Source organism: Pseudomonas fluorescens (assembly GCF_902497855.1).
In the GTDB taxonomy this organism is placed as follows: domain Bacteria; phylum Pseudomonadota; class Gammaproteobacteria; order Pseudomonadales; family Pseudomonadaceae; genus Aquipseudomonas; species Aquipseudomonas fluorescens_BI.
The window spans coordinates 1-22,388 of record NZ_CABVHU010000002.1 but is presented as its reverse complement, the minus strand read 5'-3'; the positions used below and the strand labels follow the sequence as shown (position 1 = coordinate 22,388).

Annotated in this window: 14 protein-coding genes and 1 pseudogene; 7 read left to right on the top strand and 8 right to left on the bottom strand. The window is 58.9% G+C overall.

Annotated features, from left to right (window positions below; genetic code table 11):
• Positions 1 to 12: 12 nt before the first annotated feature.
• Positions 13 to 585, bottom strand: a complete 573-nt coding sequence (locus F8N96_RS05065) for a lipocalin family protein (RefSeq protein WP_150796885.1) — start codon at positions 583 to 585, stop codon at positions 13 to 15.
• A 31-nt stretch (positions 586 to 616) separates the two neighbouring features.
• The gene (locus F8N96_RS05060; RefSeq protein WP_150763355.1) at positions 617 to 871 is read right to left on the bottom strand and encodes an outer membrane protein assembly factor BamE; all 255 of its coding nucleotides are present in this window, start codon (positions 869 to 871) and stop codon (positions 617 to 619) included.
• Here F8N96_RS05060 and F8N96_RS35850 point away from each other — a divergent pair.
• A pseudogene (locus F8N96_RS35850) lies at positions 870 to 2,240 on the top strand (cache domain-containing protein); the annotation flags it as partial. The gene F8N96_RS05060 and the pseudogene F8N96_RS35850 sit on opposite strands and share 2 nt — an antisense overlap.
• Before the next feature lie 93 nt (positions 2,241 to 2,333).
• A complete protein-coding gene (locus F8N96_RS35845; RefSeq protein WP_412071803.1) occupies positions 2,334 to 3,098 on the top strand; it encodes a methyl-accepting chemotaxis protein in 765 nt (254 codons plus the stop codon).
• 123 nt (positions 3,099 to 3,221) lie between these two features.
• Here the strand turns inward: F8N96_RS35845 and F8N96_RS05050 are convergent, their stop codons facing one another.
• The 4 genes from F8N96_RS05050 to F8N96_RS05035 all read right to left on the bottom strand — a co-directional run bounded on the left by F8N96_RS05050 (position 3,222) and on the right by F8N96_RS05035 (position 10,876).
• On the bottom strand, positions 3,222 to 3,824 hold the full coding sequence (locus tag F8N96_RS05050; protein ID WP_150796883.1) for a DUF924 family protein: 603 nt from the start codon (positions 3,822 to 3,824) through the stop codon (positions 3,222 to 3,224).
• 3 nt (positions 3,825 to 3,827) lie between these two features.
• Positions 3,828 to 4,838 (bottom strand): class 1 fructose-bisphosphatase, encoded by a 1,011-nt coding sequence (locus F8N96_RS05045; protein ID WP_150796882.1) that lies wholly within the window; start codon positions 4,836 to 4,838, stop codon positions 3,828 to 3,830.
• 180 nt (positions 4,839 to 5,018) lie between these two features.
• On the bottom strand, positions 5,019 to 8,240 hold the full coding sequence (locus F8N96_RS05040; RefSeq protein WP_150796881.1) for a DUF2339 domain-containing protein: 3,222 nt from the start codon (positions 8,238 to 8,240) through the stop codon (positions 5,019 to 5,021).
• Positions 8,241 to 8,425: 185 nt separating this feature from the next.
• On the bottom strand, positions 8,426 to 10,876 hold the full coding sequence (locus F8N96_RS05035) for a glycogen/starch/alpha-glucan phosphorylase (RefSeq protein ID WP_150796880.1): 2,451 nt from the start codon (positions 10,874 to 10,876) through the stop codon (positions 8,426 to 8,428).
• Positions 10,877 to 11,135: 259 nt separating this feature from the next.
• Between F8N96_RS05035 and F8N96_RS05030 the strand changes: the two genes are divergently transcribed.
• The 4 genes from F8N96_RS05030 to F8N96_RS05015 all read left to right on the top strand — a co-directional run bounded on the left by F8N96_RS05030 (position 11,136) and on the right by F8N96_RS05015 (position 16,967).
• The gene (locus tag F8N96_RS05030) at positions 11,136 to 11,576 is read left to right on the top strand and encodes a YkgJ family cysteine cluster protein (RefSeq protein WP_150797270.1); all 441 of its coding nucleotides are present in this window, start codon (positions 11,136 to 11,138) and stop codon (positions 11,574 to 11,576) included.
• Positions 11,577 to 11,782: 206 nt separating this feature from the next.
• The gene (locus F8N96_RS05025; RefSeq protein ID WP_150796879.1) at positions 11,783 to 12,310 is read left to right on the top strand and encodes a hypothetical protein; all 528 of its coding nucleotides are present in this window, start codon (positions 11,783 to 11,785) and stop codon (positions 12,308 to 12,310) included.
• 392 nt (positions 12,311 to 12,702) lie between these two features.
• Positions 12,703 to 13,881: an efflux RND transporter periplasmic adaptor subunit gene (locus tag F8N96_RS05020; RefSeq protein WP_224789554.1), complete on the top strand. Its 1,179-nt coding sequence runs from the start codon at positions 12,703 to 12,705 to the stop codon at positions 13,879 to 13,881.
• Entirely contained in the window at positions 13,881 to 16,967 is a 3,087-nt protein-coding gene (locus F8N96_RS05015; RefSeq protein ID WP_150796878.1) for an efflux RND transporter permease subunit, read from the top strand. The genes F8N96_RS05020 and F8N96_RS05015 overlap by 1 nt, the downstream gene beginning before the upstream one ends.
• Before the next feature lie 92 nt (positions 16,968 to 17,059).
• Here F8N96_RS05015 and typA read toward each other — a convergent pair whose 3' ends face one another.
• Positions 17,060 to 18,880, bottom strand: a complete 1,821-nt coding sequence (gene typA / locus F8N96_RS05010; RefSeq protein ID WP_150744900.1) for a translational GTPase TypA — start codon at positions 18,878 to 18,880, stop codon at positions 17,060 to 17,062.
• Positions 18,881 to 19,020: 140 nt separating this feature from the next.
• Positions 19,021 to 20,475 carry a tRNA uracil 4-sulfurtransferase ThiI gene (gene thiI, locus F8N96_RS05005; protein ID WP_150796877.1) on the bottom strand — a complete coding sequence of 485 codons (1,455 nt, stop codon included), beginning with the start codon at positions 20,473 to 20,475 and terminating at the stop codon, positions 19,021 to 19,023.
• A 332-nt stretch (positions 20,476 to 20,807) separates the two neighbouring features.
• Here thiI and glnA point away from each other — a divergent pair, with 332 nt between their 5' ends.
• On the top strand, positions 20,808 to 22,214 hold the full coding sequence (gene glnA, locus F8N96_RS04995; RefSeq protein WP_064675454.1) for a type I glutamate--ammonia ligase: 1,407 nt from the start codon (positions 20,808 to 20,810) through the stop codon (positions 22,212 to 22,214).
• Positions 22,215 to 22,388 lie beyond the last annotated feature (174 nt).

The window sequence follows — 22,388 nt, the reverse complement described above, 5'->3', positions numbered from 1 at the left end:
GGCTATGCGTGATCAGTTCGAGGTCTTGGCCATCTGCGTATCCGACGCGCGCCAGATCAGCCGTGTGGTGTCGTAGCCCTGCTGACGCGCCTTGCTCAGCAGTTCTTCACGCACGACCCCATTGACCGTCGGGGTGCGTGACAACAGCCACAGATGCTTGCGGCTCGGGTCGCCGACAATCGCGCTCTTGTAGTCGTCGCTGACGTACAACACCCAGTATTCCCCCTTCGCTACACCCGGCAGCAAACGCGAGAACCAAGTGTCGAATTCGACCCACAGCTTGTCGGTCTTGCCCGGCACCTGCGGATACGCCGTGCCCTTGGCCTCTTCCCATTGCCAGTCCGACGTCAGGCAGCGGTTCAATACCAACACGTTGCCATCGGGTTCAAGGGTGTAATGGGCTTCGGATTGCGCGCAGTTGCGCTGGAAGTACATGGGCAGACGAGCCAGCTCATACCAGGTCCCCTGGTAACGCTTGAGGTTGACACTGTCGACGGTCTTGGGCGCCAACGGGTCATCGCCAGAAGTAGTGGCGCAGCCGGCCAATATCAGGCCGGCAAAAAGTAAAATCAGTAACCGCTTCATTGTTTTTCTCCCGTGGGCGTATAGCCCCGGATTACTTCAGACCTTGGCCGGAAAACATCAGCACTTTGTCACCAGCGTACTGCACGCTGATGAAGCTGTTCTTGTCGCCCCAGGTGCAACTGGACATGCCGAGCGCGCCCGAGCAATCGGCAGGTTTACCCAGCAAGGTTTCAACCTCGGCCTTGGCCATGCCTGCCGACAGTTTCGAATAGTTTTCCTGATTGACCTTGCTGCACGCAGCCAACAACACGCAGAACGAAAGCAGGGCGATAGAACGCAGCGACATGGTGAAGCTCCTGGGGCGAAGGGGAATGGCATGTCTGCCAAGCAGAAGCTTAGAAGAGAAAAGCCTCATGTGGTTCCCTGACCGTCCGGCTATTTGTTTGGTCGCTGGTCCGCCTTTTTCCGAGAACCAGCCACTTTGCTTCGCTATTGGATATTTCGTCAGTTTTGACAAAAGTCGCCTAAATTTTGGCGCCGACCAGTCGACATATGTAGGAGCGAGCTTGCTCGCGACGATCGTCAACGATATCGCGGAAAATCTGACGCCCCGCGGCGCTCTCAGGTTCTTCGCGAGCAAGCTCGCTCCTACACCAGCCCCCTCCGCGGTAGATCATTTAATGACCAGAAACATGAAATTCAGCCACAAGATTTTATTGGCTGCCGCCCTCGTGGTTGCCGTTGCATTCGCTTGTTTCATCCTGTTCAACGACTACCGCCAGCGCCAGGCCTTGCGCAGCAGCACTGAAGCCTCGATGCAGGAACTTGGCAGCCTGACCACCAGCAATATCCAGACCTGGTTGGAAAGTCGCATCCAGCTGCTGCAATCGCTATCCCAGCAACTCGCCATCGATGGCAGCGCCCAGGCCAGCCTCAAGCGCGCCATCGACCTCCCGGCCTACACCAGCAACTTTCAACTGAGTTACTTCGGTGGCACAGATGGCGTGATGTTCTCGATTCCGGCCGGCAATCGCGCCGCCGACTATGATCCCCGCACCCGCGGCTGGTACAAGGCGGCCAATAGTGCGCAGCAGACTATCGTCACCGAACCCTACATCGCGGCCTCGTCAGGCAAACTGGTGATCACCGTCGCCACCCCGGTGAAGCATCAGAACCAGATGATTGGCGTCGTCGGCGCCGACATCGATCTGTCCAGTATCAGCGCCATCATCAACTCGCTGAATTTCGGTGGTCACGGCCATGCGTTCATCGTCAGCGCCGACGGCAAGATCCTGATTCATCCGGACAGCGAACTGGCGCTCAAGGGGCTGGTCGACGCCTACCCGACCGGCGCGCCGACCGTCAGCCCTGGCCTGAAAGAGGTCGAGATCGACGGCAAGCGCCAGTTCATCTCCTTCACCCACGTCAACGGCGTACCGTCGGCGGACTGGTATGTCGCGCTGGTACTGGACCAGGAAACCGCCTTCGCGATGCTCAGCGAATTCCGCACCTCGGCGATCATTGCCATGGTGATCGCGGTGGTGATCATCATCGCGCTGCTGGGTATGTTGATCAGCTTCCTCATGCAGCCGCTGTTGACCATGGGCCGCGCCATGCATGACATCGCCGAAGGCGAAGGCGACCTGACCAAACGCCTGACCATCCACGGCCATGACGAATTCGGCGCGCTGGGCACCTCGTTCAACCGCTTTGTCGAACGTATCCACAGCTCGATCCGGGAAGTGGCCTCGGCGACCGGCCAGGTCAACGAAGTCGCCTTGCGGGTGGTGGCCGCATCGAACTCGTCGATGTTCAACTCCGACCAGCAAGCCTCGCGCACCAGCAGCGTCGCCGCAGCCATCAACGAACTGGGCGCCGCCGCCCAGGAAATCGCTCAGAACGCCGCCCTCGCCTCCCAGCACTCCAGCGATGCCCGCAGCCTGGCCGAGGACGGCCAGCAAGTGGTGGATAAAACCATCGCGGCGATGCAACAGCTCTCGGCGAAGATCAGCGATTCGTGCGGCAACATCGAGACGCTCAACAGCAACACGGTCAACATCGGGCAGATTCTGGAAGTGATCACCAGCATCTCGCAGCAGACCAACCTGTTGGCGCTGAACGCCGCCATTGAAGCAGCGCGTGCGGGTGAAGCCGGGCGGGGGTTTGCCGTGGTCGCCGACGAAGTGCGCAACCTCGCCCATCGCACCCAGGATTCGGCGCAGCAAGTGCAGAAGATGATCGAGGAACTGCAGGTAGGCGCCCGGGAAGCGGTCAGCATCATGACCGACAGTCAGCGCCAGAGCGAAAGCAGCGTCGGCATCGCCAATCAGGCGGGCGAGCGCCTGGGCAGCGTCACTGCGCGCATCGGCGAGATCGACGGGATGAACCAGTCGGTGGCGACGGCGACGGAAGAGCAGACGGCCGTGGTGGAGTCGATCAACGTCGACATTACCGAGATCAACACGCTGAACCAGGAAGGGGTGGAGAACTTGCAGTCGACCTTGCGCGCGTGTGCTGACCTTGAGCGGCAGGCGGCGCGGCTTAAACAGTTGGTGGGCAGTTTCCGTATTTAGTGCCTGAACCGGCCTCTTCGCGGGCAAGCCTCGCTCCTACAGGTTATGCGCGGTATCAAATACGGCACTAACCCTGTAGGAGCGAGGCTTGCCTGCGAAGGCGGAATCAGCCGCGACGAAGATTTAGAACCTTGAACCAGGCCTGGAGAGAAACGCCAACTCTTCAGCCGTAGATTCCCTTCCCAACACCGCATTCCTGTGCGGAAACCGCCCGAACCGCGCAATTACCTGCTGATGCTGCTCGGCATAGTCCAGATAATCGTTGAACTGCGTCCGATCGGACTCCGGCTGTTGCGCAACCAGATCGATGTACCGGGAAACCGCCTCATTCTGCACCGCCAGATTCTCGCAGTGCTCGAACACCAGGTAGATGAACACCCGCTCGATAGGCCGCAATTGCCGATCAAAATCCGCAGCAATGCCTTGCGCCACCAGCGCTTGAGCCCTGAGATCGCCGGCAAAGGATTTGGGAGAGTCGCGAAAGATCATCCGCGGCAGTTGATCGAGTAACAACACCAGGGCCAGCCAACCTTCGGGACGTTGCGCCCACTCGGTCAATCCGCCGGCCAGTGCCTGCTCGACCCAGCCCCCGAAACGCGTTCGCGCTTCGAGGTCCTGGCTGTCGCGTTTGCCAAACCATAACCTGCCCTTGTCAGCCGCTATTTCGCTGGGGGATTCTAACGTACCGAACCACCACTCGAGCAACGGCTGCCAGGGCGCTGTCATGGTTTATTCCTTGTGGTAAGCCGTGACGCGTGCGACTTCTTCTTTCGAACCGAGGAACACCGCTACGCGCTGGTGCAGGCCTTCAGGCTGAATGTCGAGGATACGCTGATGGCCATCAGTGGAAGCGCCGCCAGCCTGTTCAACCAGGAACGACATCGGGTTGGCTTCGTACATCAGGCGCAGCTTGCCCGGCTTGGACGGCTCGCGGCTGTCGCGCGGGTACATGAACAAGCCGCCACGGGTCAGGATGCGGTGCACATCGGCAACCATCGCAGCGACCCAGCGCATGTTGTAATTCTTTTTCAGCGGGCCTTCTTCACCGGCCAGCAGTTCGCTGACGTAGCGTTGTACCGGAGCTTCCCAGTGACGCTGATTGGACGCGTTGATCGCGAATTCCTGAGTGGACGCCGGGATTTTGATGTCTTCGTGGGTCAGCACGAAGCTGCCCATTTCACGGTCCAGGGTGAAGCCTTTCACGCCGTCGCCCAGGGTCAGGATCAGCATGGTCTGTGGACCGTAGATCGCGTAACCGGCGGCAACTTGCTGGGTGCCTGGCTGCAGGAAGGCTTTTTCGCTCAGGGATTCGTTCTGGCTCAGGTGTTCGTTCGGGCAACGCAGTACCGAAAAGATGGTGCCGACCGGCGCGTTGATATCGATGTTCGACGAACCGTCCAGCGGATCGAATACCAGCAGGTACGCGCCTTTCGGGTATTTGCCCGGGATCTGGTAGGCGTTGTCCATTTCTTCGGACGCCATGCCGGCCAGGTGACCGCCCCATTCGTTGGCTTCGAGCAGGATCTCGTTGGAGATCACGTCGAGTTTCTTCTGCACTTCGCCTTGGACGTTTTCGGTGCCCATGCTGCCCAGAACACCACCCAGGGCGCCTTTAGACACGGCGTGGCTGATCTCTTTGCAAGCACGCGCCACCACTTCGATCAGGAAACGCAGATCGGCAGGGGTGTTGTTGCTACGGGTCTGCTCAATCAAATAGCGACTCAGGGTAACGCGGGACATGGAAGGCTCCGGTGGAATGGGGGGGCTGAAAACCCGCGCAGTTTAGCGCGAGTCGGGGCGCATTTCCTCCTATCAGACGTGTTACACCCAATAGAGTTCATGCCCCCGGATGAGCGTAGTTCGAAACTGGCTTCTTTACCGACAGATAAATCGCCTTCGCGGGCAGGTTCAGCCTGCGACTCAAGACGACACCCTTTCGGCTAGCGGGGTCGGTTTTTCAGGATCAGGCACAGCATCAGCGCGCCTGGGTGGTAACGGGGCGAAATAACCGACCACCAACAGCAAGACGCCGACGCCGATGAACGACACGATCCGCGCCAGCCCGCCGCGGTTACTCAATTCGACAAAGAACAGCTTGGCCACTACGACGCCGATCAGCGCCGCACCGATCAGCCAGACTTCGCGGCGATGGCGCAGATGACCGCCGATCATCAGGCTCAGGGCTATCAGGGTCCAGACGATGGAAAGGCCGGCCTGCACCCGCATGGATTCGAGCAAGGCATCCAGCTCGAACGGCACATCGCCCCAGTGGTGGGCGGTGCGCATCACCAACGCAGTAAAGAATGCAAACAGCGAAATTCCGGCGATCAGCTGCGTGGCATGTGCGGCGTAATCCTTGCGAATCGCCCCTTGCGTCACCGCGCTGCGGGACCAGACATATACGCCGAACAGCGTAAACAGCAGGCCCAACTCCAGCGGGTTGATCAGCGGCACATAGGGCAGCGGCTCGGCAGCGCCGTCACTGACGACGTTCGCCAGCCAGAACCAGCCGAGCATCAGCAATGCCAGGGGGGCTGCTGCGTACACACGGTATTCCCGGGGATAAGCCGACACAGGCCAAGGCCAGGCTCGGGGCGCCGCCGCGAGCACCAGATACAGGCTCGGCAGCATCGCCCAACCCAACCAGCGCCAGGCGTTGTAGTGCCCGGACAACAACAGCAAGCCGTAACGCAACTCCAGCGCCAGTACACCAATCAGCAGCCAACAGCCGAGGACGTGGGCGGTGCCCAGGGCACGCGCCGGCAACATCGGCGCCAGACGCCGCAGAGAAATAAAATGCACCACGAACACCGCCGCCCAGGCTAGCCAGGCGAAATTGGCAGCCGGGTGATATCGCGAATGCCAAGCCGCCAGCAACACCAGACCGGCAGCGGCTATCAGCCAGGTGCAAAGCAATCCCAGCGATGGCCATTTCAGGCGCAGCGCCAACATTGTCCACAAGGCGACACTGATCGCCGCAACCAACAGCAATAACGTCGCTTGCACATTCACGGGGGCAAAACGCAGCACTTCACTGATCCATGCCAGCGTCCACCAGCCCGCACCCCACACCAGCAACACGTCGGACAAACGCTGCAGGCTCAATGAGTCAAATGCCGTGCCGTGGTTGCCGAGCTGCAAACGCCAGGCCCCGACCAGCGCGGCCAGGCCCAGCACCAGTGGGGTCCAGAAACCAGCATGAGCGAAGGGGCGCAGACCTTCGCCAGGCAACAGTCCGAGCCCATCAGGTCCGGCCAGCAGAAACGCTGCGCCGCCCAGTAACTGCACGGCAAAGGCAGCGAACAGGAACGTCCGCGATTGCAGGCGCAGACCGACAAACAGCGTCGCCAACCCCGCCAGCGCCCAACTGATTACCGCACCTTGGGTGAAGAAGAACGACGGCGCCAGCAAGTAGAGGAAGGTCAGGCCGAGGCTGGCCAGCACCGGCAGGCCGCTACGCTCCCACTGCGAAGTCTGTTCAGGCACAGCGTTGCGCAATTGATAGAAGCTGAACAACAATGCGCCGCCGAGCATCAACGCGCCCAGCGGCGACCCGTCCAGCAGGCTGCTCGCGCCGATTCGCAGTTCACTGAGGAACGCCAGCGCCGCACCCAGTTGCAGCAGCAAGGCAAAAGCCCGGGCCAGCGGTCGCTGCTGACGCAAGCCGAGCCAGAAGATGCCCGCGCCTTCCACCGCCCAGGCTGCAGCCGTCCAGCGGGCGTCGAGCCCCAGCGGAATCGCCAGGCTGGCGAAGATCACGCCCAGCGCCAGACAGGTTTGCGCCAGCAGCAAGGTCCGGCCACCCATCAGCAATCGGGCAAGCCCCATGTAGATCATGCCCAGCACCAATGCACTGAATGCCGCGGCAAATTCCAGGTGCTGGACCAGCGCGAACTGCAGGCCGAAACCCACCAGCGGTGGGCCGAACAGCAGGGTGCCATCGACGTAGTCACCCTTGCGCGACGACCCTCGCAGCAGCGCCTCGCGGTGGTCGTTCTCGGGCGCGCCGGGCATTTCCAGCAGTTTGCGCCGGGCGAATAGCAGGCCGATGGCCAGGTACATCAGGAAGAACAGAATCAGGAACGGCTCGGTACTCCACAACAAGTCCGGCGCATAGGCGCGCAGTCCCCAGGCGAAACCGATGCCGAAGGTGCCGACAAAACCGATCAGGTTGAGCAAACGCCAGGCCTTGAACCAGGCGATGGTGAGAATGCCAGCGTTGAGCAAGGCGAAATAACTGAACAGCACGACGTGATTGCCCGCGCCGGTAGAGGTCAGGATCGGCGCCGCGAAACCGCCGAGTGCCGCAGCGGCAGCCAGACCCAAAGCGTCCTGGGTGATGGCCAGAATCGCCGAGAACAGCGTCACTGCGACCAGCAGACCCAGCGCCGCCGCTGGATCGAGCAACGAATGCAGGCGCATCGCGGCAAACACGGTCAGGTACAACACCGCGATACCGGTGCCTTGCAGCATTAATGCGTAATTGCTGTTGCGTGCCCTGAGCCACCAACCCAATCCCAGAAGGCCCAATGCCGCCGCCGCGACCCCGGCGTAACGTAACTCAATCGGCAGCACCATGCCTTCGGTGGCATAGCGCAGCAGAAATGCCAGGCCGAGGAACAACAGCACCACGCCGATCCGCAGCACGGTGTTGCCGCCGAACAGCCAGGCGCGGGCGATGCTGATCGCGCGCTCGATGAAGTCGGGGTCGCGGGGAACGGCGGATTGTTGCGGTTCGCGGGCAACCGGTGCGGGTTTCCACGCATCGACATAGGGCGGATGACTGGTTTCGGTGGCCGTGGCGGCCATCGGCTCAATTTCGGGCGGAAGTTCCCAGATCAATTCGGGGGGGTCGACAGGGGCTTGATCAACAATGATGTCAGCGGACGGAGCGGGTTCGCTGGCTTCAGGCAATTTGACACCCGACACCTCCAGCAATGCCAGACGTTGCTCGACCGCATGCAGCGCAACCTGTGCCTGTTCAAGCAGCAAGCGTTGCTCGGCAGCCTGTAAATCCAAACGGCCGATGCGGATGGCCTGACCGATTCCCAACCCGAGCATTGCACACAACAGCGCGTCGCTGAACGACTCGTCGAGCATCCAGCCCAGCACCAGGCCAATCAGCATGAACATCCATTGCATGGTCGATATCCCTAAGCGCAGTGGCCGATCCAAAAAAACTAGCACACCCCGTACAGCAAAGATCGCAGCCTTCGGCAGCTCCTACATCGACCGAATTCACCCAATGTCAGGTGAACGCTGACTGAAGGAGCTGCCGAAGGCTGCGATCTTTTCCGGGACGCCATTATATCGACCCGAACGAAGGCTTACTCCAACGCTTTCCAGATATCCGTGGCGTACTCGCGAATGGTCCGGTCGGAAGAGAACCACCCCATCCGGGAGGTGTTCAATACCGCCGAACGCCACCATGCCTGAGAATCGTGCCAATGGGCTTCAACGCGCATCTGCGCGTCCCAGTAGGAATCGAAATCGGCGCAGACCAGGAAACGGTCGTAATCGATCAGCGAATCAATCAGTCCGGTATAGCGGGACGGATCATCCGGCGAGAACACCCCGCCGCGAATCGCTTGCAGCACGTCGTTCAGGCGGTGGGACGCGGCAATATCCGGCGTCGCGTTGAACTCTTGGTTTTGCTTGCGCGCCTCGACCTGCTGGGCGCTGAGGCCGAAGATGAACATGTGTTCGGCGCCGATGAACTCGCACATTTCCACGTTGGCCCCGTCCAGCGTGCCGATGGTCAGCGCGCCGTTAAGACCGAACTTCATGTTGCTGGTGCCCGAGGCCTCGAAACCCGCGGTAGAAATCTGCTCCGACAAATCCGCCGCCGGAATGATGCTTTCCGCCAGGCTGACGTTGTAGTTGGGCAGGAACACCACTTTGAGCAAGCCACGCACGGTCGGGTCGTTGTTCACGACCCGGGCAATGTCGTTGGTCAACTTGATGATGAGCTTGGCCTGGTGATAACTGGCTGCAGCCTTGCCGGCGAAAATCTTCACCCGCGGCACCCAGTCGATTTCCGGCTCAGCACGAATCGCCTGATAGAGCGCGACGGTGTGCAGCAGGTTGAGCAACTGACGTTTGTATTCGTGGATCCGCTTGACCTGTACGTCGAACATCGCCGCCGGGTTGACCGCCACCCCCAATCGCTCGTGGATGATGTACGCCAAGGCTTTCTTGCTGTGCAGGCGCTGCTCGGCAAATGCCTTGCGGAACGCGGTTTTCTCGGCAAAGGGTTCCAGGTCGCGCAAGCGTTCTTCAGGGTTATTGAGCAGGTCCGGGCCGAGGGCATCGACCATCATCGAGGTCAGTTCGGGGTTGGCCTGGTAGAGCCAGCGGCGGAAGGTAATGCCGTTGGTCTTGTTGTTGATCCGCTCCGGGTAGAGCTTGTGCAGCTCGGAGAACACCGTTTTGCGCATCAGTTGCGTGTGCAGCGCGGACACGCCGTTGACACTGTGGGAACCGAGGAACGCCAGGTTACCCATGCGCACACGACGGCCGTTGTCTTCCTCGATCAGCGACACCGCCCGCAGCACTTCGAAGTCATGGACGCCCTTGGCCCTCAGCGAGTCGATGTGCTGGGCATTGATCAGGTAAATGATCTGCATGTGCCGCGGCAGCATGCGCTCCATCAACCCGACCGGCCAGGTTTCCAGCGCTTCCGGCAACAGCGTGTGGTTGGTGTAGGACAGCGTGTCGACGGTGACCTGCCAGGCGGCGTCCCACGCCACGTCGTACACGTCGACCAGCTGACGCATCAGCTCGGCCACGGCAATCGAGGGGTGAGTGTCGTTGAGCTGGATTGCCGCGTGGTCTCCCAGGGTCAGGACCGAGGTGTGCATGTTGCGATGGCGCCGCAGCAAGTCCTGCAAGGACGCGGCGACGAAGAAGTATTCCTGGCGCAGGCGCAGTTCCTGGCCGGCTTCGGTGCTGTCGGCCGGGTAAAGTACGCGAGAAATACTTTCGGCCCGGGCGACTTCCGCCACGGCACCCAGGTGGTCGCCGGCGTTGAAGCGCTCCAGGTGCAAATCTTCCATGGCACGGGCACGCCACAGGCGCAGTGTGTTGACGCTCGCCCCGCGCCAGCCGACCACCGGGGTGTCGTAGGCAATCGCGCGAACGGTTTCCGCCGGGGTCCAGACTTGCTTGGATTTGCCTGTTTCGTCGGTGACGGTTTCGACGCTGCCGCCAAAACCGATCGGATACACGACCTCCGGCCGTTCGAACTCCCACGGGTTGCCGAAATCCAGCCAGTGTTCGGTCTGTTCCTGCTGCCAACCATCGACGATGGCCTGGCGGAACAAGCCGTGCTCGTAACGAATGCCGTAGCCGTGGCCGGCGATACCCAGGGTCGACATGCTTTCCATGAAGCAGGCGGCCAGACGGCCGAGGCCACCGTTACCAAGGGCCGCATCGGGCTCCAGCAGGCGGATGCGCTCAAGGTCGACGCCGAGTTCGGTCATGGCCTCGCGGGCCACATCCAGCAGGCCGAGGTTGCTGAGGCTGTCGTAGAGCAGCCGGCCGATAAGAAATTCCAGGGAGAGGTAGTAAACCCGTTTCTGACCTTTGCGGTAGATCTGCCGGGTGTGATCCATCCAGTGCTCGACCATGTGATCGCGCGCTGCCAGGGCTATGGCCTCGAACCAGTCGTGGTCGAAGGCGTGATCCGGGTCTTTGCCCACCGCATAGGTGAGCTTGGTCAAGACGGCGTCGCGAAATGCGGCCACCTCGGCTTCGCGAACAAGTGGTTCTTGAGTCATCAATAGGACCTCGGGCGAGCGTGGAATAGTTGAGCCTAGACGGTCAGACAGGCCGTTGGAACTCTGGTTCGGCAGTTTTTCCCGTTAGGGCGAGATAGATCAAGATTACCTTGCCGCGCACCGGAAAGAATGCAGGGCCCGTGCCGGAATACAGTGATTACCGGGTAGTTTATGAAAAAAACTGGCGAAAGGTTGTTCAAAAATCCACCAGTCCCGGTATGATCGCGCGCCCTGATGCACACGCTGGTAACAATCGATGATGAAGTCCAACCTGATCGCCGCCGCGGAGATCGATCGCCTCGATACCTGGGCCAAGTACTCTGCGCCGATGTGCGGTTCCTGCGTGTCCAGCTGCTGCACGCTGCCGGTCGAGGTCAAGATCAAGGATCTGATCCGAATCGGTATCGTCGACGAATTCGAGCGCGGCGAGCCAGCGAAAAACATCGCCAAGCGCTTGCAGAAGGAAGGGATCGTCGAGCGCTACAACCAGAAGTCCGAGATCTTCACCCTTCAGCGCATGAGCAACAACGATTGCCTGTACCTGGATCGTAAGAGCCGTCTGTGCACTATTTATGAAAAGCGCCCGGATACCTGCCGCAATCACCCGAAAATCGGGCCGCGGCCGGGATATTGCGCTTATAAGCCCAAAGAAGTGGCGCGCGAGACCAGCAACAGCCGTCGCACGCTCGAGAAGTTTTAATCGTCGCTGGATGTTGATCGTTCCATTCGCGGGAAGATCAACAATTCGGGCTCATCAGCGAAGCGTCTTCGTTTGTTCCGACACGCCCGGGTAACTCGACCTGATGCATATTCAGCGATTTCCCATGCCTCGCCACGCATTCGCCCGACAGGAAAGGCCTGTCACAAGCACTAGTGTGGAGCATCTTTTATTCGGAGAAGATGCTCATGCGTTATTTGAAAGCGACAGCCCAGGATCGTAGCGGTAACGGCAAAGCGGATGCCGTGCTGCTGCACTTCCACAACAGCCCGGACAACCTGGTACACGAAGCCTTTGCCGTAGATATGTCCGCCGACGGCAGGATTGAGTTTGGTTTCGCCGGTGACATCAACAGCGACGGCGAGCAAAACTTCCAGGACCAGTTGCTGTTGACGGCCTTTGCGGAAGTTTTCCTGCAGCTGAACTGGTTCAATAAAGGAGATAACTGGGAGCGTTATCTCAAGATCAGTGCGAAAGACCATCACAAGGATGGCTCCCCCAATGTCGTCTCGCTTCAGTTCAGTGAAGACGACGGCACACCTGGCATCCCCATTCGGATTAAAGGTGCCGCCGCCTATGATGGTGACAATGATGGCGGGCTGGACTCGTTCACCAACAGCGACGTGAACAGTGACGGTATAGCCAACACGGCAGACAAAATGCTGCTGCGCGCCATTGCGCAAAGCTTTCTCGCCTTTCGATGGTTCGAGGCTTAACGTCAGAATCACGTACCGGGCCTTAAGCGCGGCTCCGCTGCGACACTACCCGCCATGCAATTCCAGACATAAAAAAACGCACCCAATCTTACGATCGGGGGCGTTTTTCAGACGCCCGCCACTTCTCTCAATATGTTTCTTGCAACACAACTTGTTAACCCGGTGAAACATCATCTCTTATATAGCAACGCAACAATAAGAATTAGTTCTACGCGCAGCGCATGAGAGCCCAATTCCTTAATGCATGGTAAACAGGATCGGGCCACTCACCCTGAACATGCAAAACCTGTCAGCGACCAACTCGTTCGTCATACCCTGTTTCAAACACTCCTGGTTACTTATAAGGATTGCTTTACCCGGTGGAAACTTAAACCAAAAGGGAATTTGTCACCATGCACCCCCACAAAGTACGTCGAACGCTGATCGGAATTTTTTTGTCGCTTTGCATTCCGGGCATCGTCGGCGGCATGACCTATTGGCTATGGCCAGGCGCATCAGCCATCACCGCGGCGGCCGCTCCGGCCGTTCCGGTTACCGCGGTCGAGATCGGACGCCACGACGTTGCGATTCTTATCAATGCCATCGGTAACGTACGCTCGCAACGTAGCGTGGATGTCCGTCCTCAAGTGGATGGATTGTTAGAGGAGTTTCCTGTCAGCGAGGGACAGTTCGTCAAAAAAGGTGACCTGCTGGCGCGCATCGACGATCGCGCCATTACAGCCGCACTGGAGCGGGCCAAAGCCCAACAAGCCGTTGCTCAGGCTCAGTTGGTTTCGGCACGACTCGACCTTGAGCGCTATCGCGCGCTGGCCAGCACACAAGCCATCTCGGCACAAACCCTTGATCAACAAACCGGCCTGGTAGCCCAGTTACAGGCGACGTTACAGAGCGAGCAAGCCACGGTGGCGGCCACTCTGGTGCAACTGTCCTATACCCGGATTCACGCACCTGGCGATGGCCGCATCGGGATCCACAACCTCCACGCCGGCAATTACGTGAGGCCTGGCGATACGCAGCCGCTGTTCTCGCTCGTCCAGCTGGACCCTATAGGCATCGACATTTCCTTACCCCAGGCCCGCCTTCCACAGCTGCAAGCGTCGATGGCCAATGCTGAAAAAAAATCAGTGATCTTGCGCGTTTACTCTGGTGACGGCGGAACACTTTTGGGCGAGGGACAGCTGGATTTGATTGATAACCGGGTTTCCGAGACGACCGGGACGGTGCGAGTCAAAGGAACCGTCGCCAATTCGCAAGGACGTCTATGGCCGGATCAGTCGGTCGTAATCAATCTTCAGGTCGGCACCTTGCGCGATGTCCTGGTTGTACCGCAACGGGCGATACGACAGGGCGCCAACAACACTTTTGTATGGCGTATCAGCGATGGCAAAGCATTCCCGCAGCCAGTGGAAGTTGTGTACTCCGACGCTGACATCGTCGTGATAGAAGGAGTCCAGGCCGGCGATCAGGTCGTCACTGATGGCTATTCGCGCCTTGGCTCCGGCACGGCGGTGAACATTCTCGAAACCGTTGCCGCGCCGGTTACCTCCATCGCGAGCCGGAGCATGCCTTGATGATCAGCCGCAGTGTTTACGCCTGGTGCATGGACCGTCCGGTTGGCACCATTCTTTTGAGTTTCGCCCTGGCTCTACTAGGTGTCATCGCCTACCTGCGCCTGTCCATCGCGCCACTCCCCGAGGCGGATTTCCCCACGATCCAGATCACGGCCAGCTTACCGGGCGCCAGCGCCCAGACCATGGCTTCATCTGTAGCGACTCCCCTGGAGGTGCAATTCAGTTCAATTGCCGGCATTACCGAAATGACCTCGACCAGCTCCCTGGGAAGGTTGACGCTGACGCTGCAGTTCGGCCTGGAAAAAAACATCGATACGGCAGCTCAGGAGGTGCAGGTAGCCATCAATGCCGCCTCGGCCCGCCTGCCCAGCGATATGCCCAGCCTGCCGGTGTGGAGCAAGGTGAATCCGGCGGACAGCCCGGTCCTGATCGTCAGCGTCCACTCCGATACCTTGTCGCTGATCGAAGTCAGCGATCTTGCCGAAACCGTGCTATCGCGCCGACTGAACCAAATTGATGGAGTCGGTCTGATCAACGTAATCGGCCAACGCCGCCCGGCGATTCGTATCCAGGCGCGGCCGGAGGTACTTGCTGCGGCTGGCGTGACCCTGGCGGACATTCGTACAGCGGTGCAGCAGGCCAGTGTCAATTTGCCCAAAGGCGCTCTGTTTGGGGAGAACCGGATTTCCAGTCTGGAAGTGAATGACCAATTGTTCGAACCCACGGAGTACGACAACGTCATCGTCACCTATCGCAATGGTTCAGCCGTCCGGGTTCGAGATCTGGCCAGTGTCAGCCTGGGGTCGGAGGACGACTACGTGCAAAGCTGGCCCAACGGCCACTCGGGGGTGTCACTGCAGATCCGGCGTCAGCCGGGGGCTAACATCGTTGCAACCGCCGATCGTATCAAGCAAGCCCTGCCGGACCTTGAGGCGGTTTTACCGGCGGGCGTGTCGGTCGACGTGCTCAACGATCGCACCCGCACCATCCGTTCGTCATTGCATGAAGTCCAGCTGACGTTGGTCATTGCCATTGTCCTGGTGATTGGCGTGATGGCGCTGTTTCTGCGGCAGTGGTCGGCGACGCTGATCGTCACCACGGTATTGGGTTTATCCATCGTATCGACGTGTGCGGTTATGTACCTGGCCGGGTTAAGCCTGAACAACCTGACGCTCGTGGCCATTGTCATCGCTGTCGGTTTTATCGTTGACGATGCAATCGTGGTGATCGAAAACATCCATCGCCATCTGGAGCTCGGTGAAGATAAGCGCACGGCCGCACTCAAAGGTGTCAGCGAAATCGGCTTTACCGTGGTGTCTATCACCGTCTCGCTGATTGCCGCTTTGATTCCCTTGCTGTTCATGGAGGGGGTAGTGGGTCGCCTGTTCAGTGAGTTCGCCCTGACAGTGGTCGCTTCCCTCGTCATTTCGGTCCTGGTCTGCCTGACCCTTGCGCCCACACTGGCTTCGCTGTTCATGAAGGCGCCAACGCAACACGTACAACCCGACAAAGGCGTCTTCAGCCGGCTGATCGGGGCCTATGATCGCGTTCTGGTCTGGGCACTCGGACACCAGCGCTGCGTGTTGGGCGTGTTCCTGGCGAGCGTGCTACTCAGCGTTGCCAGCTTCGTCATGATCCCCAAGGGCTTTTTCCCCTTGCAGGACACAGCCTTCATCATGGGGTTCACCCGGGCATCTGCCGATATTTCCTATGAGGAGATGGTCGCCAAACACAAGCAGCTGGAGGCGATATTCAGCAAGGACCCAGCCGTTATCAGCTACAACCACGCCGTCGGTGGCAACATGACCGACTCGATTGGAAATGGTCGGGTGTGGCTGATATTGAGCGCCCCCGGTGAACGTGACGAGACCATCAGCCAAGTCATCGACCGGCTACGTCCCCAGCTCGCGAAGGTAACCGGCATCCAGGTATCCCTGCGCGCGGTTCAAGACATCAACCTCAGCGCCGGCCAGCCAAGGGCTCAATATCAATATGTCCTTCTGGCGCAAAGCAGCGACGAACTGGCGACCTGGGCCACCAACCTGACCGACCGCCTGCGAGCAAATCCATTGTTCAGTGATGTTTCTCACGACTTGCAACTGGATGCCAACATCACGCGAATCACCCTCGATCGGGACGAAGCTGCTCGCTATGGCTTCACGGCGCACGACCTGGACAACGCGCTTTATGACGCATTCGGCCAACGACAAATCAGCGAGTATCAAACCGAAGCCAATCAATACAAGGTGATACTTGAACTAAGCACAGCACAACGTGGCAATACCGAAAGCCTGAGCTATTTCCATTTACGTTCGCCACTGACCGGTCAGATGGTTCCATTGCTTGCGTTTACCCGGATAGAGCCGCCCACGAGCGGCCCGGTGGTGATCAACCACAACGGCATGCTGCCGGCGGCCAATCTGTCGTTCAATCTAGCCCCCGGGGTCGCCTTGGGTCAGGCAGTGACCGTCCTTCAGAACATCGAACTGGAGATCGGCATGCCGGCATCGGTGAACGGTACGTTCCAGGGTACCGCTCAGGCGTTCCAGTCATCGCTGGCCAGTCAACCGTTTCTGATTCTCGCTGCGCTGGTTGCCGTCTACATCATTCTCGGCGTGCTCTATGAAAGCCTTGTGCATCCGCTCACCATCCTTTCCACACTGCCCTCGGCGGGTATCGGCGCAATTGTGCTGCTGTGGATGTGGCAGCTGGATTTTTCGATAATGGCCCTGATCGGCTTGATTCTGCTGCTCGGCCTGGTCAAGAAAAACGGCATCCTGCTGATCGACTTCGCCTTGCAGGCCCAACGCGAGCACAACCTGTCGGCACGGGAAGCGATCCATCAAGCGTGCCTGGCGCGCTTTCGCCCTATTCTGATGACAACCCTGGCGGCCCTGTTCGGTGCCGTGCCCTTGATGCTCGCGTTCGGGACTGGCGCGGAGCTGCGCGAACCACTAGGGGTGGTTATCGTGGGCGGCTTGATGCTCAGCCAGATACTGACCATGCTGACCACTCCAGTGGTGTTCCTGGCACTTGACCGCCTGTTCCATGGAGACAAGCACCGGCAGGTCTGCGAAGTCAATTGAAGTCGAGTAACGCCATCGAACATCAAGTGGCGGACAAAAAAAAGCCCCCGGTCTTTCGACCGGGGGCGTTTTTTGTCAGCTAACTAAATGACTTAGTTACCGGACTTCTTGGCAGCGCGGGTACGCTCGCTTTCGCCCAGGATCTTCTTGCGAAGACGGATGGACTTAGGAGTCACTTCGCACAGTTCGTCTTCTTGCACGAACTCAAGCGCTTGTTCCAGAGTGAAGCGGATAGGCGGAACCAGAGCGATGGTTTCGTCTTTACCCGAAGCACGCATGTTGTCGAGCTTCTTGCCTTTGGTTGGGTTGACGCCCAGGTCGTTGTCGCGGCTGTTGATGCCGACGATTTGACCTTCGTACACGTCTTCGCCGTGACCCAGGAACAGTTTGCCGCGAGCTTGCAGGGTTTCCAGCGAGTAAGTCAGAGCCTTACCGGTAGCAACCGAAACCAGCACGCCGTTCTGGCGGCCGGACATGTCGCCGGACTTCATCACGTCGTAACGGTCGAAGATCGAGGTCAGGATGCCTGCACCGGAGGTCAGGGTCAGGAACTCGTTACGGAAACCGATCAAGCCACGAGCCGGGATGTTGTACTCAAGGCGCACACGGCCCTTGCCATCCGGAACCATGTTGGTCAGGTCGCCTTTACGGATACCGATCTGTTCCATGATCGAACCTTGCGATTCTTCTGGCAGGTCGATAGTCACGTTTTCGTACGGTTCGTGCTTGACGCCGTCAACCATGCGGATGATCACTTCCGGACGACCTACACCCATTTCGAAGCCTTCGCGACGCATGGTTTCGATCAGTACCGAGAGGTGCAGCTCACCACGGCCGGAGACTTTGAACTTGTCGGCGGTGTCGCCTTCTTCAACGCGCAGGGCAACGTTGTAGAGCAGTTCCTTGTCCAGACGTTCCTTGATGTTACGGCTGGTGACGAACTTGCCTTCACGGCCGCAGAACGGCGAGTCGTTAACCTGGAAGGTCATCGAAACGGTTGGTTCGTCAACGGTCAGCGGCTTCATCGCTTCGACGTTCAGTGGGTCGCACAGAGTGTCGGAGATGAACAGCTGGTCGAAGCCGCTGATGCAGACGATGTCGCCGGCAGCTGCTTCTTCAACGTCTACACGGTGCAGACCGTGGTGACCCATCAGCTTCAGGATACGGCCGTTACGGCGCTTGCCGTCGGCATCGATCGCAACAACCTGGGTGTTCGGCTTGACGCGACCACGAGCGATACGGCCAACGCCGATGATGCCCAGGAAGCTGTTGTAGTCCAGTGCCGAGATTTGCATCTGGAACGGACCGTCACGGTCAACTTTCGGTGCTGGTACGTTGTCGACGATCGACTGGTACAGCGGGGTCATGTCTTCAGCCATGTCGGTGTGTTCCAGACCGGCAATGCCGTTCAGGGCCGAGGCGTAGACGACTTTGAAGTCCAGCTGTTCTTCGGTAGCACCCAGGTTGTCGAACAGGTCGAAGATCTGATCCAGAACCCAGTCCGGACGCGCGCCTGGACGGTCGACCTTGTTGATCACCACGATTGGACGCAGGCCGGCTTCGAAAGCCTTCTTGGTCACGAAACGGGTTTGCGGCATAGGGCCGTCTTGAGCGTCAACCAGCAGCAGAACGGAGTCGACCATCGACATTACGCGTTCAACTTCGCCGCCGAAGTCGGCGTGGCCCGGGGTGTCCACGATGTTGATGTGGTAGCCGTTCCAGTTGATGGCGGTGTTTTTCGCCAGAATGGTAATACCGCGCTCTTTCTCCTGGTCGTTGGAGTCCATCACGCGCTCGTCGTTGAGCTCGTTGCGCTCCAGGGTGCCGGATTGACGCAAGAGTTTGTCTACCAGGGTGGTTTTACCATGGTCAACGTGAGCAATGATGGCGATGTTGCGTAGATTTTCGATCACTTGTGTATCTCGATCAGAGGATTCGGTGTGCTGACAAGTCTTGGCAGCGATTTAACAGTAGAGTCAGGCCTTGCCGTTACAGCTTGACGGCGGCGTCGGGGGGCCGGTGACGCAGGCCACAGGCAAACAGCCCCGGGCTCTTAGCTCGGTCGATAAACGCGCACATTGGCATGCCCCTCACTGAGCAAATGGTGGGCATGCAGGCGACTCATCACGCCTTTGTCGCAATACAGCAGGTACTGGCGAGTAGGGTCCAGTTCCTTGAAACGAGCGTTCAATGCATAAAACGGCATCGTCTGTACCTCAATGCCAGGGAGTTCCAGCGGCTCGTCTTCAGCGGTATCCGGGTGACGGATGTCGATGATGATCTGGCCCGCCAGTGCTTCGCTGACTTCTTCGATCTGCAAGTCCTGGCCCAATTCGTCGATCACGCGATCGATCGGTACCAGCTTGGCGTTCTCGAGCGCACGCTCGAGCACCGCCATGTCGAATTCTTTCTCTTCATGCTCCACGCGCGGACGCTTGGCGTGGGTCTTGGGGTTCACCGAGATGACCCCGCAGTATTCCGGCATGTGCTTGGCGAAGTCGGCGGTACCGATTTCGTTGGCCAGGTCGATGATGTCCTGCTTGTGACTGGCGATCAGCGGACGCAAGACCAGCTTGTCGGTCACGCAGTCGATCACGGACAGGTTCGGCAGCGTCTGGCTCGACACCTGGGAAATCGCTTCGCCGGTGACCAGCGCTTCGATCTCCAGCCGATCGGCAATACGGGAAGCCGCGCGCAACATCATACGCTTCAAAACTACACCCATATGACTGTTATCGACTTTCCCGAGAATTTCTCCCAGTACTTCCTCGAACGGCACACTGACAAATAACACGCGTTGGGAGCTGCCGTACTTCTTCCAGATGAAATGCGCGACTTCCATGACGCCCAGCTCATGGGCCCTTCCGCCCAGATTGAAGAAGCAGAAATGGCTCATCAGGCCGCGGCGCATGATCTGGTAGGCCGCAACGGTGGAATCGAAGCCGCCGGACATCAGTACAAGCGTCTGTTCCAGGGCTCCCAGCGGATAACCACCGATGCTGTTGTGCTGGTTGTGGATCACGAACAACCGTTTGTCGCGAATTTCGATGCGAACTTCGATTTCCGGCTCTTTCAGCGAGATTCCGGCGGCGCCGCACTGACGACGCAGTTGGCTGCCGACGTATTTCTCGACGTCCATCGAGCTGAATTCATGCTTGCCGGCACGCTTGCAGCGCACCGAAAAGATCTTCCCGGCCAATGCTTCACCGAAGTGCTGCTTGCACTTGGCGACGATGTCGTCGAAGTCGCCCAACGGATATTCATCGACCTGCAGGAAATGCGCGATACCCGGCATGCAGCTCAGGCGCTCGGTCATCTCTTTCAGGGCCTTGGGCTCGCTGACGCGGGTTTCAAGCTCGAGATTGTCCCACACACCGTTCACCACCACGGCCGGGTCCAGGTCGCGGAGCACGGTACGGATGTTTTTGGCCAACTGGCGGATGAAACGCATCCGTACCGGGCGGCTCTTGATGGTGATCTCGGGAAAGACTTTTACGATTAGTTTCATGAAAACAGCGCGCGCTGGGCCAGCCGAAAAAGGGGGGCGCGGATTATAGCGGAAATTGCTCAAGGTTTAACCAGTTAATGTGCAGAAGGTTTGTCGCGCACCAAAACAGGTCGTTTGTTGAATTGCACGCCACATAACAGGGCGTGAATTTGCTCTTTATGACGGATTGCACCTTTATAAGCGTGATATTGGGGCAAAAAAACCATGATGGGGCACTGGCATGCAATTTGCTCCCTTGTGAGGCAGGTTGCCTTGGCAGAGTATTCGCGCCGGCATCACCCACATTCCAAGGGCCATCCACTACCCAAGCCCGAATCCACCCGGAGGACACTATGTCGAAGTCGGTTCAACTCATCAAAGATCATGACGTCAAGTGGATTGATCTGCGCTTCACGGATACCAAAGGCACTCAGCATCACGTGACCATGCCGGCTCGCGATGCGCTGGATGACGACTTTTTCGAAGTCGGCAAGATGTTCGACGGATCCTCCATCGCTGGCTGGAAAGGCATCGAAGCCTCCGACATGATCCTGCTGCCGGACGACAGCACTGCCGTACTCGATCCGTTCACTGAAGAACCGACCCTGATCCTGGTCTGCGACATCATCGAACCTTCGACCATGCAAGGCTATGACCGCGACCCACGCGCCATCGCCCGCCGTGCCGAGGAATACCTCAAGTCCACCGGTATCGGCGACACCGCTTTCTTCGGTCCGGAGCCTGAGTTCTTCATTTTCGACTCGGTGAAGTTCAAATCCGACATCTCCGGCTCCATGTTCAAAATCTTCTCCGAGCAAGGCTCGTGGATGTCCGACCAGGACGTGGAAGGCGGCAACAAAGGCCACCGTCCAGGCGTGAAAGGCGGCTACTTCCCTGTTCCACCGTTCGACTTCGACCATGAAATCCGTACCTCCATGTGCAACGCACTGGAAGAAATGGGCCAGACCGTCGAAGTTCACCACCACGAAGTGGCGACTGCCGGCCAGAACGAAATCGGTGTGAAGTTCAACACCCTGGTCGCCAAGGCTGACGAAGTTCAGACCCTGAAATACTGCGTGCACAACGTTGCCGATGCCTATGGCCGCACCGCGACCTTCATGCCTAAGCCGCTGTACGGCGATAACGGTTCGGGCATGCACGTTCACGTATCGATTTCCAAAGACGGCAAGAACACCTTCGCCGGCGAAGGTTATGCCGGCCTGTCCGACACCGCCCTGTACTTCATCGGCGGTATCATCAAGCACGGTAAAGCCCTGAACGGCTTCACCAACCCGTCGACCAACTCCTACAAGCGTCTGGTCCCAGGTTTCGAAGCACCGGTCATGCTGGCCTACTCGGCACGCAACCGCTCCGCCTCGATCCGCATTCCTTACGTGAACAGCCCCAAGGGTCGCCGTATCGAAGCGCGCTTCCCGGACCCGGCCGCCAACCCTTACCTGGCTTTCGCAGCCCTGATGATGGCTGGCCTGGACGGCATCCAGAACAAGATCCACCCTGGCGACGCAGCTGACAAAAACCTGTACGACCTGCCGCCTGAAGAGGCGAAAGAGATCCCACAAGTTTGCGGCAGCCTGAAAGAAGCCCTGGAAGAGCTGGACAAAGGTCGTGCGTTCCTGACCAAAGGCGGCGTTTTCAGCGACGACTTCATCGACACGTACATCGCCCTGAAAAGCGAAGAAGAAATCAAGGTACGTACCTTCGTACACCCACTGGAATACGAGCTGTACTACAGCTGCTGATCCGGTAGCGCTGCTGCACGCGGCGTGACAAAAAGAGGCCTCCTTCGCAGACTGTGTGAAAACCTAGCAATCTGCGCGGCACTCAAAGAAAATGCTCCGTATCGAAAGATACGGAGCATTTTTCGTCATGGCCTACATCCAAGGACAGTCCCGCAGCCAGACCAGCCTGTTCCC